The sequence below is a fragment of the Sphingomonas sp. P2_B6 genome (genome assembly GCF_056404755.1).
Window position 1 is genome coordinate 1 of the sequence record NZ_JBFUDK010000026.1, and the last position, 15,819, is coordinate 15,819.

Genomic DNA, 15,819 nt, shown 5'->3' on the forward strand with positions numbered 1-15,819 from the left:
CTCGCCTCGCGACGGCGGTCTCGTCGGGTTCGACGCCGCCGAGCGCGGCCATGCGCGCGGTCAGCATATAGCCCCCGCACAGCACGACCATTTCGAACAGCTGTTCGGTCGGAAAGAAGTCGCGCGCGCGGGCCAGGCTCGCGTCGGACGGCGACACGTCGCGCACCACCTCGGTGACGAACGTCGCGAGCGCGGCCTCCCGGTCGGTCAGGCCGGAGAAATCGCCACTGCGCATCGCGTCGCGCTGGGCGGCGGTGACACCGAGATTCTCCGCGATGCTCAGATGATGGAACAGTTCATAATCCGAGTTCGACAGATAGGCGACGCGCAGGATCAGCATCTCGCGCAGGCGCTCGTCGAGTGTCGAATCGAACACCACCGCCCGGCCCAGGCGGCGCTGCGCCAGCCACAGCGCGTCGGGCGCGTGCATCGCCATGCGCGAGACGTTGAGCACCCTCCCTTCCACGCCCGTCAAGACGTGGCGCTTTTGTTCCGACAGCGTCTCGGGGTCGGGATAGGGGAATCGGCTCATGGCTTCAGCCTCGCGTTGCGGGCCGCCATGGCGGCGGCGCGGTGATCTGGTCGTCGGTCATCACCTCGACGATGGTCGGCCCGTGCTCGGCCAGCGCGGAGCGGAGCGCGGTGGCGAGGTCGCCCGGTTTTTCGACCTGATAGGCCTTGCATCCGAATGCCTCTGCCGCGCGCGCATAGCTGACCGGGGTGAAGCGCCAGTTCTCGTCCAGCGCGGCGCTCTCGTGCCACACCGGCTTCTCCTGGCTATAGGCATTGTTGTTGTTGACGATGGTCACCGTGGCGATGCCGTATCGCATCGCCGTCTCCATCTCGGCAAGATGATAGAGGAACGCGCCGTCGCCGTTGAAGCAGATCACCGGTCGTTCCGGCGCGGCGCATTTCGCGCCGAGCGACGCGGGATAGGACCAGCCCAGCGACCCGCACGCGCGCAACAAGCCCTGGCCGGGCCGGTCGAGATACAGGTTGCGCGCTGCCCACACGCCCGAATGGCCGGTATCGACCACCACCAGCGCACCGTCGGGCAGCGCCTCCGAAAGATCGCGGCACAGGCGTTGCGGCACGATCGGCACGGCGTCGGATCGTTCGCCGGGTGCGGCGGCCTCGGCCCATTCGCGCTGGAGGGCGGCGATCCGCGCACGCCAGGGCTCCGGCGCCCCGCCTTCGGCATGCAGCGCCAGCTGGTCCAGAACCGTCGCCGGATCGCCCGCCAGCGCCACCTCGAGCGGGAAATTTCGACCCAGTTCGCGCGGATCGACATCGATCTGGATCGCCGGGATGCCGGGACGCGCGACCTGCCAGTCGCTGGTCACCATGCTGCCGGTGGTGGAGCCGACGAACAGGATCAGGTCGGCCTCCGCGACCGCGCGGTTGGCGGTGTCGCGCGCATAATTGCCCGTTACCCCGGCATTCAACGGGTGCCCGTCGGGCAGCGCCGCTTTCGCATCGAGCGAGGTCGCCAGCGGCATCTGCCATTGCTCGACGAAATTGCGCAGCCGGCCGCCCGCACCGCTTGACCGGATTCCGGAGCCCGCGATGACGATCGGCCGTGCGGCGGCTTTCAGCCGGGCCGCGGCGCGTGACACCGCGGCCGGATCGGCCGGCGCGCGCAGCCAGGGCGCGGCGGCGCTGTGCGGCTCGGGGCGGTGCGGCGATGAGACGTCATCGTCGAGCATGCCGCCCATGAAGCCGCCCAGTTCGAGATGGACCGGCCCGGGAGCGCCGCTGGTGGCCGCGCGCGCCGCCTGGTTGAGCAGATCGGGCAGGCGCGAGACGGACTCGACCCGCGCGGCGAACCGTGTCAGCCCGGCGAATACCGGTCTCTGGTCGACTTCCTGGTAGAAATTGCGCTCCCGCGTATGCGGAAGCCCGCCGCCGGTGATCGCCAGTACCGGCGCATGGGCCATCAGCGCGTCGAGAAGCCCTGCGGCGAGATTTGCGGCGCCGATCGCCTGCGCGCCGCACACGCCGACCCGACCCGATGCCCGCGCATAGCCGTCCGCCATATAGGCCGCCGCGGCTTCGGAATGCGCCGCGATCGGCTGCACGCCCTTCGCGCTCATCGCCTTGATCGCCCGGGGAGCGAGCAGGGGCATGTGAAAGAAGTGGCTGACCCCGCACTGATCCATCCAGTCCGCCAGATAATGGTGGCCGGTCGTCGATGATGCGGCGGGATCGGTCGCGCTATAGATGGTAAGTCCCCCCGGCGCGGCGCGGCAGTCTCCGGGCCCTCATGACGCGATCCGCCGGGCGTAGACGCGGGCGGGCGCACCATCCCCTCCGACGATGGGCAAGACGCCGAAGCGGAACTCCGCCCGCGCGCCGGCGAGCGCGGCATGGCCGGTCAGATGCTCGCAGATCAGGATGCCGCGCGCCAGCAAGGTGCGATGCACCGGCCAGTCGAAGCCGGGCGCGCGCAGGTGATAGACCAGGTCGGGCGTCGCGAAGTCGCAGGCGAGCATCTTGATGCCGCGCGCGACCAGCCATGCCGCTGCCTCGGCGTCCAGGCTCGGATGGCGATCATAATCGGGCGTGCCGAACCGGCGTGCCCATCCGGTGTCGAGCGCGAGGATATCGCCTTCGCGCAGCATCGGCCGGCATCGCTCGAGCGTCGCGACGCCGATCACTTCGTCGCGTTCGGCCTCGATGTGCCACACCACGCCGGGGCCGTGCAGCCGGTCGAACGGAATCGAGGCGGCGTCGGGCGCATCAGCGAAATAATGGATCGGCGCATCCACATGCGTGCCGGCATGGGCGACCATGCGGATCTCGGTGACGTTGAAGGGGTCGACCGGGAGGGAGCGCAGCCGCTCGAAGCTGGGCGCGGGGAAGATCGACGCGCAGGGCATCGCCGGGGACACGGCGTGGCTCAGGTCGATCCAGTCGCCGTCCGGCCTGGAACCGGCCGGCGCCGGCAGTGCTCTCCATCCAAGCCATCCGCTGGCGGTCTGGTCGCAACGATCGCACATATCGGCCGCTCACCGTCCCGCGGTGTTTCGGGCCACAGACCCGCGCGCTCGACCGACGATGCTTGTGCTCATGATCTCTCCGATCGTCATTCCATCTCGATTCCGGCCAAGGTCAGGTCTGCACCGCGAACGGATCGCGATCGTCTTCCGACAGGTTGATCATCACATTCTTGGTGGTGAGGAACTCCATCAGCCCCTCCTGGCCGCGTTCGCGCCCGACCCCGCTTTCCTTGACGCCGCCGAACGGGGTCTGCGCGGCGACGGCGCGATAGGTGTTGACCCAGACCATGCCGGTCCTCAGCGCGGCCGACACGCGGTGCATGCGGTTCAGGCTCTGCGTCCAGATGCCGGAGGCGAGCCCGAACGGCGTGTCATTGGCGATGCGGATCGCCTCTTCCTCGTCAGCGAACGGGATGATCGAAAGGACTGGCCCGAAAATCTCCTCGCGCGCCAGCGCCATGCCATTGTCGACATCGGCGAAGATAGTGGGTTGCACGAACAGCCCGTCGCCGAGGCCGTCGCCGGTCGCTGCCCCACCGCCCGCGACGAGCCGCGCACCCTCGACTTTCGCGCCCTCGATGAAGGACAGGATGCGCTGGAACTGCGGCTCGTTCGCCGCCGTTCCCATCTCGGTCGCAAGATCGAGCGGATCGCCGAGCCGGATCCGCGCCGCGCGTTTCGCGAGCGCGTCGACGATGCCGGGATAGACCGAGCGCTGCACCAGCAGCCGGGATCCGGCGATGCAGGTCTGGCCGGTCGCGGCGAAGATCCCGGCCAGCGCGCCGACCGTCGCTTTCCCGATATCGGCGTCCTCGAAGATGATGTTGGGGGATTTGCCGCCCAGCTCCAGCACCACCGGCGTCAGGTTGCGCCCGGCCGCGGCGGCGATCTCGCGCCCGGCGCGCCCGCTGCCCGTGAAGCTGATCTTGTCGAGCCCGCCGCCGGCGACCAGCGCCTGCCCGGTGCGGACGTCGCCCGTGACGACATTGAACACGCCCGGCGGAAAGCCCGCTTCCTCGACCAGCCTGGCGAATTCGAGCGTGGTGACCGAGGCGTGCTCGGATGGCTTGACCACCACGCAATTGCCCGCGGCCAGCGCCGCCGGCAGCTTGTTGCCGAGCAGCGCGATCGGCGAGTTCCACGCGGTGATCAGCCCGACCACCCCGAGCGGCTCGAGCGTGGCATAATCGAACAGGTCGCGGCGATCGAGCGGGATTACCTTGCCCCACAGCTTGTCCGCATAGCCGGCAAAGAAGCGCAGGGTGCGCGCCACGAAGCGCATCTGGCTGCGCGTCTCGCGCACGATCTTGCCATTATCGGTGCTTTCGAGCGTGCCCATCCGGTCCGCGTCGCGCTCGAGCAGGTCCGCCAGACGGTTCATCAGCCGCGCCCGCTCCACCCCCGGGGTGCGCGACCAATGCGTCTCGAACGCCTCGCGCGCCGCCGCGACCGCGCGTGCCACATCGGCCTCGTTCGCCTGCTGGATCATGGCCCAGGGCTGTTGACGGAACGGGTTGAGTGTCGGGAATTCCTCGCCCGAGCTCGCCGGGACCCACGCACCGCCGATATAAAGCCCATAAGCGGGCAAAGGGTTCGGCACGCGTCTCTCCTGCGGGTCGTTGGGCCGGGTTAAGCGGATCGAACGATATGCTTTCCAATACCGTTTCCCTCTCCGGCATGCCGCCAGGGCATCGTGAACCGGAAAATCATATTGGTGCGGCGGGGCTGTCGACGCCTATCCCGCTCGGGCGATGGATCGGTCTGGGGATATGCAATGACAAGCTCGCGGGACAATTTTGCGGGCGACTTCGATTTCATCGTGGTCGGCGCCGGATCGGCGGGATGCGCGGTCGCGGCCCGGCTGTCCGAGGACGGGCGCGAGCGGGTGCTGCTGATCGAGGCAGGCCCGCGCGACACCAGCATCAACATCCATATCCCGCTGATGGTGGTGAACCTGCTCAAGGACCCCGCCCATACCTGGCCGCTGGTGACCGAGCCGCAGGCGGCGCTCAACGACCGCACCCAATTGTGGACGCGCGGGCGCATGCTCGGCGGGTCGAGCTCGATCAATGGCTGCGTCTATGTGCGCGGCGATCCGGGCGAGTTCGATTCGTGGGAGGCGATGGGCCTGCCGGGCTGGGGCTGGTCCGACATGCTTCCCTATTTCAAGCGCATGGAAAGCTATGCCCCCGGCGACCCCGCGACCCGCGGGCATGACGGGCCGATCGGTGTCACCAGCCTCAAGCATTTCGGCGCGCTGGCCGATGCCTATGTGCAGGCGAGCGGGGAGGCAGGCTTCGATATCGTCGAGGATTATAATGACGGCCATTATGAAGGCGCGTCCTATCTGCAATATTCGACCCGGCGCGGCTTCCGTTCGTCGACGGCGGTGGGATATCTGAAGCCCGCGCGCAACCGCGAAAACCTCGCGGTGATGACCGATGCGCTCGTGACCCGCGTGGTGATCGAGGATGGCGTCGCCACCGGCGTGGAACTTCGCCGCGGAGGGGAGCTCAGGCGGATCGCGGCGCGCAAGGAAGTGATCCTGTCGGCCGGTCCGGTCCATTCGCCGGCGCTGCTCGAGCATTCCGGGATCGGTCGGGCAGCTTTGCTGCGCGAGCACGGCATTCCGGTCGTCAGCGATCTGGCGGGGGTCGGCGAAAACCTGCTCGACCATCCGAACACCCGCCTGACCTTCGAGTGCACCCGGCCGATCACCATCAACGATGCGCTCCAGCGCCCGACCGTGAAGATCAGGGAAGGGCTGAAGTTCGCGCTTCTCGGCAAGGGCCTCCTGTCGATCTGCTCCGCCGTGGCGCATACCGTGATGCGATCCTCGCCTGAAGAACCGCGCCCGGACCTGAAGCTCCAGCTCCAGCCTTTCTCGGGAAAGGATCGCTACGCGCGGCGCCCGCAGGATGGGCTGGATGCGCATTCCGGCTTCACCATCGGCGTCATGGGCCTGCGGCCGCGGTCGCGCGGCTGGACTCATATCCGCTCGGCCGATCCGGCGGAGCATCCCAGGATCGACCCGAAATATCTGGACGATCCGCATGATGCGGAGGTGCTGCTCGCCGGGATCAAGGCAGTACGCCGGATCGCCGCCGCGCCGGCGATGCAGCGGATGATCGTGCGCGAGACGCGCCCCGGCAGCGACACCGTCACCGACGAGCAGATTCGCGACTATATTCGTGAGACGACCCAGACGACCTGGCATATCGTCGGCAGCTGCAAGGCCGGGACCGACGATGCCGCGGTCGTCGATCCGGCGCTTCGGGTGCGCGGCGTCGGCCGGCTGCGCGTGATCGATTCCTCGATCTTCCCGACGATCCCTTCCTCCAACACGAACGCCCCGACGATCGCGCTCGGCGAGCGCGGGGCGGAAATGGTGCTGAACAGCTGGCGCAACGATCACAGGGCGGTGGCGTGATGGCGATCGATCGGATCGAGATCCATGTCACCGAACTCCCGGTTCGGCTGAAGCGGACCTTCTCCAGCGGCAGCTACGATACCGGCCCGCCGGAGCAGCTGCTCGGCAAGCCCGTGCTGGTCAAGATCCATGCGGACGACGTGGTCGGCGTGGCCCAGATTCGGCCGATCAGCCCGGGCCATTTCGTCGCCGATACCGTGCACAGCGTGGTCGCGGCGATCCGCGACATCTACGGCCCGCTGTTGATCGGGCGGCGGCTGGCGGATTTCGAGGCGAACGACGCGCTGATGACCTCGCGGCTCGCGGGCAACCCCGCTGCCCGGGCGGTGCTCGACATCGCGCTCCACGATGCGCTGGGCAAGGTGCTGGGTGTGCCCGTCCATGTTCTGCTCGGGGGGCGATCGCACGACAGCATCCCGCTCGAATGGTCGGTCAGCCTGTACGACGACGTCGCGCGCATGATTGACGATGCGCGCCGCGCGACCGACGAATTCGGCATGCGCGTGCTCTGCCTGAAGGCCGCGGGCAAAGGTGGATGGCGCACCGATGTGCGCAACTTCGCGGCCGTGCGCGAGGCGGTCGGGCCGGACGTGCTGATCGGCGTGGATCCGAACACCGGCTGGACCGTCGCTGAAACCGTCGCCGCGCTCGATGCGATGCACGACATGGACGTCGGCTATTGCGAGCAGCCGGTCGAGCGCCGCAACCTCGCCGGGCTGGCGGCGATCCGCGCACAGGCGCGGGGCGTGCCGATCATGGCTGACGAAAGCCTGTTCACCGTCCAGGATGCCGCGGAGCTCGCGCGCAGCGGCGCGGTCGATATATTCTGCATCAAGCTGTACAAGGTCGGCGGGCTGACGCCGGCCAGGCGCATGCTGGCGATCGCCGACGCCTTCGATATCGGTATCAATTGCGGTGGCCTCGCGGTCGCTTCGCAGTTCGAGGCGGCGGCCGCGGCGCATTATTGCGCGGCGGTGCCGGCGCGGCGGACCTTCGGCGCGGCGGAATTCGTGTTCGGCGCCGGCGTGCTGGGGCCGGATCCGCTGGTGGCGGACGGCGGTTTCACGATCGTCGACGGCGCGGTGGCGGTACCGACGGGTCCTGGCCTGGGGCTGACGCTCGACGAGGAGGCGCTTCGCCGCATGACGCTGCTGCACGAAGAGGTGAGGCGCTGAAGCGAAACGCGTTGAATATGCGCTGCGAGGTACCTCCTTCTTCCTGGCTTCCCCGGCGAAGGCCGGGGCCCAGTTGGGAAAGCTGAAGTAACGACGCGCAACTCCGCTCAGGATCGTCCCCCAACTGGGCCCCGGCCTTCGCCGGGGAACCGAAGAGGTGAACCGGATTTAGCACAGGTTGCTCCAGGACGGATCGGCGGAGAAGGGTTCGCGCGGAATCAAGGGCGCAGGGATGTGCCGGAGACGGATCATCTCCGCGCCTCAGCGCGAACCCTTCTCCATCCCCGACCCGCCGCCGTCAGGCGGCGCTACGCGCGTTGTGAACATTCTGCACGGCCTGACGCACGACGCCGGGCGTCAGGTGCGGCGCGACCGAGCGGATGAATTCGAGCAGATAGGGACGCAGATAGGTGTTCGAGCGCAGCACGACATGCACCGTGCTGGACGGCACCAGATCCCCCAGGGCGCGCGTCGCGATGCCGGTGTCGCGTTCCGGATCGAACGCCAGGTCGGACAGGATGCCGATGCCGAGCCCGAGCGCGACATAGGTCTTGCACACATCGGCATCGATGCCGCTCATGATGACGCGCGGCTCCAGCCCCGCGTCAGTAAAGGCCTTCATTACCTTCCAGCGGCCGCTGTAGCGCGTGTCATAGGTGATGATCGGATATTTCGCGACTTCGGCGAGCGTCAGCTCGGAAACGCTGAGCAGGGGATGGCCGATCGGCGCGACGATCATGCGCTTGATCTGGAAGCCGTCCAGTTTCACCAGATTGGGGAACTCGCGGATCGTCTCGGTCCCCACCGCCAGGTCGACGTCGCCGCCATCGACCATCTGGCAGATTTCCTCGGGATCGCCCTGCCGCATGACCAGCTTCACGTCGGGATATTGCTTCACGAACCGCTCGACGACACGCGGCAACGTGTAGCGCGCCTGGAAATGCGTCGTGCCGATGGTGAAGACGCCGCCATTGCCCGAATTCATGTCGCTCTTGAGCCGCTTCAGGGCGGCAACGTCCGTCGCGATGCGCTGCGCGATCGAAAACACCACTTCACCAGGCTCGGTCAGGCCGATGATGCGGTTGCGGGTACGGATGAAAATCTCGAAGCCGAGCTCCAGCTCGAGCAGCTGAATCTGCCGGCTGACCCCCGGCTGGGACGTGTTCAGGGACTCTGCTGCGGCGGAGAGATGATTGCCGTGCCGTACGATCTCGACGACGTATCTCAGTTGCTGAAGCTTCAAGGCTCACGCATCCCCGACAATGTTTTCATCGCATGCTAGGATGCCATAATATTTCGTGCAAGCATAGCCCCGCTCGCTAGAACGATCCCCGTCGGCAGCGCGAATAGCGCGCTGCATCGCTGAAATTGTTGCAGAAAGTCGGGTGCGTCGGCGCCGGTCGGCTGCTGCCTGCGGAAAAGGGCGGGGATGCGGAACAGTCTCGATCGCAGATATGACGTGATCGTCGTCGGCGGCGGCAACGCCGCCCTGTGCGCGGCGCTGAGCGCGGCGGATGCGGGCGCATCGGTCCTCGTGCTCGAACGCTCCCCGGAGAGTGAGCGGGGCGGCAACACATCCTATACCGACGGGCTGATGCGCACCGTCTATGAAGGCGCGGACGACATCCGCGCTTTCTGCCCCGACCTGACCGACGCCGAATGCGCGGTCAGTGATTTCGGCACCTATACCGAAGGCAAGTTTTTCGAGGATATGGGTGAAATCACCCAATATCGCACCGATCCCGAATTGTGCGACCTGCTGGTGACGCGCAGCCGCGCGACGATCCTGTGGATGCGCGACCAGGGCGTGCGCTTCTTCCCCAATTTCGGGCGCCAGGCCTATCGGGTCGACGGGCGCTTCAAATTCTGGGGCGGCGCGACGATCGCGGTGCAGGCGGGCGGGCCGGGCCTGGTCGACTCGCTGTACCGCGCGGCGGAAAAGCGCGGCATCGAGATCGTCTATGATGCCTGGGTGCGCGATCTCGTGCGCAGCGACCTCGAGGTGACCGGGGTGCGGGTCGCGGTCGACCGGCAGGAGCGCGAGATCCTCGCGAGCGCCGTCGTGCTGGCCTGCGGCGGGTTCGAGGCCAATGCGGAATGGCGCACGCGCTATCTCGGGCCGGGCTGGGATCTCGCGAAGGTGCGCGGCTCTCGCTATAATACCGGAGATGGGCTGCGCATGGCGCTTGACGCCGGCGCCCAGCCTTATGGTCATTGGTCGGGCTGCCACGCCGTGTCGTGGGAGCGCAACGCGAATGATTTCGGCGATCTGGCGCTGACCCCGCAATATCAGCGGCACAGCTATCCGCTGTGCGTGATGGTCAATCGCGAAGGCAAGCGCTTCGTCGACGAGGGCGCCGATTTCCGCAACTATACTTACGCCAAATATGGCCAGGCAGTGCTCGCCCAGCCGGGCCAGCTGGCCTGGCAGGTGTTCGATTCGAAGGTCTCGCATCTGCTGCGCGACGAATATCGCACGCGCAACGTCTCCAAGGTCCGCGCCGACACGCTGGAGGAGCTGGCCGACAAGATCGAGGAGATCGACAAGGCGCAGTTCCTGGCGACGGTCGCCGAATTCAACGCGTCGATCGACACCGACGCGGCGTTCGATCCCAATATCAAGGACGGCCGCAGCGCGACCAGCAACGGCGTGGTGCGCAGCAACTGGGCGTGCGCGATCGATACCGCGCCGTTCGAGGCCTATGCCGTCACCTGCGGCGTCACCTTCACCTTTGGCGGGGTCAAGATCTCGACCGAGGGCGAAGTGATGAACACCAACGGCCAGTCGATCCCGGGCCTGTTCGCCGCCGGCGAGATGGTCGGCGGCATATTCTACTTCAACTATCCGGGTGCCAGCGGGCTCACTAGCGGGGCGGTGTTCGGCCGCCTCGCCGGGACGAGCGCCGCCGCCTACGCGACCGCGAGGTCGGCATCGCCGGCCCCGGCCCCAGCCGCATCCGCTGCCTGAACGCTTCCATCCCCTGCCAGAAGAGAGTCCGCATGAACGCCGAAACCCAGATCGCCGTGCCGGGCGTCACCCGCGAAATCGCCGAATTCGCCGCCGGGCTGCGCTATGAGGATCTGCCCGACGATCTGATCGTCAATGCCAAGCAGTGCATTCGCGACAGCCTGGGTTGCGGCCTGTTCGGCGCGGACACGGAATGGACTCAGGCGGTGGTGCGCACCGTCGGTCTGCTGGGCCAGGCGCAGACGGCGAGTGCCTGGGGGATGAAGGTCAAGGCCGATCCGTTGGGCGTCGCCTTCATCAACGGCACGGCCGCGCAAGGCTATGAACTCGACGATTGCCACGACCAGTCGATGTCGCATTACGGCGCGGGCGTGATCCCGGCCGTGCTCGCCTGCACCGAGGGCGCGTTCGGCGCGTTCGACGGCAAGGACGTGATCCGCGCCGTCGTCGCCGGTTACGAACTCGGCACGCGGATCGGCAATACGGTCAGCCCCTCGGCCTTCCATCGCGGCTTCCACCCGTGCGGCCTCACCAGCACCTTCGGATCGGCGGCGGCGATCGCCAAGCTGCTCGATCTCGACACCGATAAATATGTCAGTGCGCTAGGACTGGCCGGGTCCCAGGCGGCGGGGCTGATGGCCGCGCAGTTCGGCGCGATGGCCAAGCGTTTCCACTCGGGCAAGGCATCGCAGAACGGCATCATCGCCGCCCTGTGTGCGCGCGAAGGGCTGACCGGCGTGCGCGACGTGCTCGAGGCGCCCTATGGGGGTTTCTGTTCGACCTATTCGTCGGAATACAACCTGAGCTGGGCGATCAACGGCCTGGGCAGCGACTGGGAGATGCGCAAGAACGGCTTCAAGCGCTATTCGTCGCTCGCCTCCAGCCAGACCTCGGTCGATGCGCTGCGCGCGATCATCGCGCGCACCGGCATTCATGGCAGCGATGTCGCCAAGGTGCGCATCGGCACCACCGACATGGTCCATGTCCATTGCGGCTGGCCCTATGTGCCCAATGGCGAGACGATCGCCGCGCAGATGAACCTGCCCTACACGGCGGCGGTTACCTTGCTCGAAGGCAATGCCTTTATCGACCAATATAGCGACGACAAGCTGCGCGATCCGACGATCATCGATCTGGCCAATCGCATCGAGGTCTATGTCGATCCCGAGCTCGACGCTGGCGGCAAGCATGAGATGCGCGCGGTGCGCGTGGCGGTCACGATGAAGGACGGCACCGAGCACAGGGCCGACCAGACCTATCGTTCCGGCCATTGGCGCAACCCGATGTCGGAAGACGCGCTCCGGGACAAGTTCCGCGATCTCGCCGGCCGCGTGCTGCTCCCCGCCGCCGTGACGGAGGTCGAGCAGATCATCGACAATCTGGAGAATGAAGCGGCTCCGTCGCAGCGGCTGGGCCAGGTGTTGCAGCAGGTCCGCTGACCATCCTCCACCATAGGGAAAACCGACGATGACGATGCTGGCCGAAGCCTTTTCCAACTACGCGGTCGGGCTCACGCGCGATGCGATTCCTCCCGCCGTGCGCGACGCGGCGCTGTGGCACATCGTCGATTCGATCGGCGTATGCATCGCGGGCGCCAATCCCCGGGAACAGAGCGGTGCCGCAGCGGCGAAGCTCGCGGGCGCCTGGGGCGCGGGGACGGGCGCGTCGCTGTTCGGGCTGGATGCCAGGTCGCGGCCGGAACTGGCCGCCCTGGTCAACGGCTCGCTCGCCCAGGCGCTGGAGATGGACGACAAGCACGGCTCGTCGCTCGCCCGGCCGGGATCGACCGTGGTGCCCGCGGTGCTCGCCGCCGCCGAGGCGCGGGGCGCGACACTGGCCGAGGCGATCGACGCGACGGTGGTCGGTTATGAAGTGATGATCCGGCTCGGTTTCGTCGGCGGCGATCGTTTCCTCGAGCGGGGCTACCATACCTCCTCGCTGATCGGATCCTTTGGTGTCGCGGCGGCGATCGGCCGCCTGGCTGGCGCCACCCCGGCGCAGATCGGCGACGCGCTCGGCATCTGCGGCACCTTCGCCTCCGGCATTCAGGAATCGACCCGCACCGGCTCGACCGCCAAGATCCTGCATGGCGGGTGGGGCGCCCATGCCGGCATGCTTGCGATCGATCTGGCGATGGCAGGCATTTCCGGTCCGGACAGCGTCTTCGAGGGCAAGTTCGGCTTTTTCCAGACTCATCTGACGCCGGTCACCGGCGACCTGGATTTCGCCAAGGCGGGCGAGGGGCTGGGCACGCGCTGGTATCTGCCCGAGACGGCGTACAAGCCCTATCCCTGTTGCCAGCTGCTTCACGCGTTCATCGAAGCCGCCAAGCAGATCCTCGCGGATTTCGCGCGGGACGGCGTGACGGTCGATGAGATCACCGGCATCGCGTGCCAGCTGGCCGAGCCCGGTCTGACGCTCGTCACCGAACCGCGCGACCGGAAGAAAGCGCCGAGCACGCCGCACGAGGCACGCTTCAGCCTCTATTTCGGCGTGGCGGCGGCATTGGTCGATGGCGACGTGGCGCTGGAGACCTTCATGCCCGAGCGCCTGTCCGACCCGCGCATCCTGCGGCTCGCGCAGCTGGTCGAGGCATCGGTCGACCCGCTTTCCGATTATCCGCAACATTGCCCGGCGCGGCTGACCGTCGAGGCGGCGGGGCGTAGCTATTTCAAGCATGTGCCGTTCCACCCCGGTTCGCCCGAGGCTGCGCTGTCGCGTGACGACGTGCTCGACAAGTTCGCCCGCAACACGCGCTGGTATTTCGGCGATAGCGCGCGCGACACCGGCGTCGCGATGGGGGCGATGCCGGGCAGCGCGACGGTCGCCAGCCTGGTGCAGACCGTCGCCGCCGGCGTGCCCGGGATGCTGAAGGCCTCGTGAGCATGCTGCGCGGCGCGGGGACGTTCGATCGCCTGCTGATCGGCGGCGAATGGGTCGCGCCGCATTCGGGCGATACGATCCGCAGCATCGATCCCTCCACCGAGGAGATATGGGCCGAAGTGGCGGTCGCCGACGCGGTCGATGTGGACCTTGCGGTCGCCGCCGCCAGAACCGCGCTGCGCGGCGCGTGGCGCGACATGGCGCCGACGGCGCGCGGTGCGATGATCGCCCGGCTTGCCGATCTGGTTCGGCGCGACGCGGCCGTGCTGGCCGAAATCGAAAGCCGCGACAATGGCAAGCCGCTCCGCGACACGGTGGGGGAGATGCAGCGCGCGGCCGACTGGCTAACCTTCTTCGCGGGCGCGGCCGACAAGTTCAACGGCGCGCAGATCCCGTTCCGTGCCGATGCGATCGCCTATACGCGACACGAACCCGTCGGCGTGGTCGCGGCGATCTTGCCGTGGAATTCGCCGATCCTCCTCGCCTGCTGGAAGCTCGGCCCGGCGCTGGCGACCGGCAATGCCGTGATCCTCAAGCCCGCCGAACAAACGCCCGCGAGCCTGCTCGCGCTGGGCCGGCTGGCGGGGGAGGCCGGGTTTCCGCCGGGCGTGGTCAACGTCCTGCCGGGCGACGGCTCGGTCGGCGCCGCGCTGTCCGGGCATATCGGCGTGGACAAGGTGTCGTTCACGGGGTCGCACGCCACCGCGCGGCGGATCATGGCGGCGGCGAGCGTCAACCTGAAGCGCTGTTCGTTCGAATGCGGGGGCAAGTCGCCCTTCATCGTGTTCGCCGACGCCGATCTGGAAAAGGCGATCTCGGTGGCCGTGCACAGCGCCTTCCGCTCGACCGGCCAGTCCTGCTCGGCGGCGTCGCGGATGTTCGTCGAGCGGCCGGTTTACGACCGGTTCGCGCGCGAGCTGGCCTTGCGCGCCGGGCGCATCCGGGTCGGCGGCGCGCTCGATCCAAAGACTCATATCGGGCCGCACACCTCGGCCGAGCAGCGCGACAAGACCGAGAGCTATATCGCGATCGGCCGCGAGAGCGGCGCCAGGCTGCTGGTCGGCGGCGGGCGCCCGCCCGGCCTCGATCGCGGCTATTTCGTCGAGCCGACGATATTCGCCGAGGTCGACAATCAGTCCCGGCTCGCCCGGGAAGAGGTGTTCGGCCCAGTCGTCGCGCTGATGCCGTTCGAGGGCGAGGAAGAAGCGATCGCGCTCGCCAATGACAGCGAGTACGGCCTGGTCGGGGGGTTATGGACCAATGATGTCGCACGCGCGCACCGCGTCGCGAACCGGATCGAGAGTGGGCTCGTCTCGGTCAATACCTTCCGCCCGGTTCATTTCATGCTGCCCTATGGCGGGTTCAAGCTGAGCGGCATAGGCCGCGAAAACGGGATCGACGCCCTGCGCGAGTTCAGCGAGGTCAAGACGGTCGTCATCGATCTTTCGACCGAGATCCCGCCCGACCCGTTCGCTGACTGATTGCTTTATTGCGCGACGACGCCGCCATCGATCGAGATGATCGCGCCGGTGACATAGGAGGATGCGCTCGACGCGAGCCAGACCACCGCGCCGGCCATCTCCTCCGGTTGCGCGACCCGATCCATCGGTACCTTCAGCGGCTGCGCGCCGCCGGCGCTCAGCCGGCCCGCGCGCATGGTGTGAAGCAGCCCGGTATCGACCGGGCCCGGCGCGATCGCGTTGACGCGGATGCCGCGCGGGGCAAGCTCCAGCGCGGCCGATTTCGTCAGCCCGGCCACCGCATGCTTGGTCGCGGCATAGGGGACGACGAACGGCAGCCCGGTGAGCGCCGCCGTCGACGCCAGGTTGATGATCGATCCGCCACCATGCGCCAGCATCGCCGGCACCTGATATTTCATGCCCAGCCAGGTGCCGCGCACGTTGATCGCGAACAACCGGTCGAAATCGGCCGCGTCTATTGTGTCGAGCGCCCCGGTCGGCCCCGGAATGCCGGCATTGTTCATTGCGATATCGAGCCCGCCCAGTCGCTCGACCGCGGTCGCGACCGCCGCCGCGACCTGATCCTCTTCGGTAACGTCGACCGCGACATAGCTGACCGAGGTTCCGCTCGCCGCGCCGATCTCGCGCGCCAACCCGTCGCCCTTCGCCGCATCGAGGCCCCCGATCACCAGGTCGGCGCCGGCCATCGCGATCGCGCGCGCACAGGCTAGGCCGATGCCGGAGTCGGCGCCGATCACCAGCGCCTTGCGCCCGGCCAGCGAGAAGCTTGTCTCAGTCACTATACGCTCTCCTTATGATGGGTCCGATTTCCGGTCTTGTGTCGAAAGGGGCGCTCCACCTACGATCTCGCGGAGACTTGTTCCCGGTCCCATCGGCTTCGCGC

General features: G+C 67.6%; 12 protein-coding genes. 6 read left to right on the plus strand and 6 right to left on the minus strand.

The features are described 5' to 3' along the window. From AC1DX5_RS23255 to AC1DX5_RS23270, 4 genes are all read right to left on the minus strand, one after another. The coding region (locus AC1DX5_RS23255; RefSeq protein WP_478017635.1) for a carboxymuconolactone decarboxylase family protein at nucleotides 1-532 on the minus strand (532 nt) is incomplete at its 3' end. A 4-nt stretch (nucleotides 533-536) separates the two neighbouring features. Next, nucleotides 537-2,222, minus strand: coding sequence for a thiamine pyrophosphate-binding protein (locus tag AC1DX5_RS23260; RefSeq protein WP_478017678.1), 1,686 nt, complete (start codon nucleotides 2,220-2,222; stop codon nucleotides 537-539). A gap of 39 nt (nucleotides 2,223-2,261) precedes the next feature. Beyond that, nucleotides 2,262-2,999: a cyclase family protein gene (locus AC1DX5_RS23265; RefSeq protein WP_478017638.1), complete on the minus strand. Its 738-nt coding sequence runs from the start codon at nucleotides 2,997-2,999 to the stop codon at nucleotides 2,262-2,264. Nucleotides 3,000-3,111: 112 nt separating this feature from the next. Beyond that, nucleotides 3,112-4,599, minus strand: coding sequence for an aldehyde dehydrogenase (locus AC1DX5_RS23270; RefSeq protein ID WP_478017640.1), 1,488 nt, complete (start codon nucleotides 4,597-4,599; stop codon nucleotides 3,112-3,114). A 174-nt stretch (nucleotides 4,600-4,773) separates the two neighbouring features. On the opposite strand from AC1DX5_RS23270, the gene AC1DX5_RS23275 reads away from it, so the two are divergent. Next, nucleotides 4,774-6,429 (plus strand): GMC family oxidoreductase, encoded by a 1,656-nt coding sequence (locus AC1DX5_RS23275; protein WP_478017642.1) that lies wholly within the window; start codon nucleotides 4,774-4,776, stop codon nucleotides 6,427-6,429. After that, complete coding sequence (locus tag AC1DX5_RS23280; protein WP_478017681.1) at nucleotides 6,429-7,604, plus strand: mandelate racemase/muconate lactonizing enzyme family protein; 1,176 nt, start codon at nucleotides 6,429-6,431, stop codon at nucleotides 7,602-7,604. Before AC1DX5_RS23275 ends, AC1DX5_RS23280 begins: the two co-directional genes overlap by 1 nt. A gap of 298 nt (nucleotides 7,605-7,902) precedes the next feature. On the opposite strand, the gene AC1DX5_RS23285 is transcribed toward AC1DX5_RS23280, so the two are convergent. Then, nucleotides 7,903-8,847: a LysR substrate-binding domain-containing protein gene (locus tag AC1DX5_RS23285; RefSeq protein WP_465170355.1), complete on the minus strand. Its 945-nt coding sequence runs from the start codon at nucleotides 8,845-8,847 to the stop codon at nucleotides 7,903-7,905. 186 nt (nucleotides 8,848-9,033) lie between these two features. Here AC1DX5_RS23285 and tcuA point away from each other — a divergent pair, with 186 nt between their 5' ends. Genes tcuA through AC1DX5_RS23305 form a run of 4 tightly spaced genes read left to right on the plus strand, consistent with a single transcriptional unit; the run spans nucleotide 9,034 to nucleotide 14,936 of the window. Then, complete coding sequence (gene tcuA, locus AC1DX5_RS23290) at nucleotides 9,034-10,572, plus strand: FAD-dependent tricarballylate dehydrogenase TcuA (RefSeq protein WP_465170354.1); 1,539 nt, start codon at nucleotides 9,034-9,036, stop codon at nucleotides 10,570-10,572. 32 nt (nucleotides 10,573-10,604) lie between these two features. Then, nucleotides 10,605-12,011: an MmgE/PrpD family protein gene (locus AC1DX5_RS23295; RefSeq protein WP_478017644.1), complete on the plus strand. Its 1,407-nt coding sequence runs from the start codon at nucleotides 10,605-10,607 to the stop codon at nucleotides 12,009-12,011. Nucleotides 12,012-12,039: 28 nt separating this feature from the next. Next, nucleotides 12,040-13,455, plus strand: a complete 1,416-nt coding sequence (locus AC1DX5_RS23300) for an MmgE/PrpD family protein (RefSeq protein ID WP_465170352.1) — start codon at nucleotides 12,040-12,042, stop codon at nucleotides 13,453-13,455. Between the two features lie 2 nt (nucleotides 13,456-13,457). Continuing rightward, the gene (locus AC1DX5_RS23305) at nucleotides 13,458-14,936 is read left to right on the plus strand and encodes an aldehyde dehydrogenase (RefSeq protein ID WP_478017684.1); all 1,479 of its coding nucleotides are present in this window, start codon (nucleotides 13,458-13,460) and stop codon (nucleotides 14,934-14,936) included. 5 nt (nucleotides 14,937-14,941) lie between these two features. On the opposite strand, the gene AC1DX5_RS23310 is transcribed toward AC1DX5_RS23305, so the two are convergent. Continuing rightward, entirely contained in the window at nucleotides 14,942-15,715 is a 774-nt protein-coding gene (locus AC1DX5_RS23310) for an SDR family NAD(P)-dependent oxidoreductase (protein WP_478017646.1), read from the minus strand. Nucleotides 15,716-15,819: the final 104 nt, after the last annotated feature.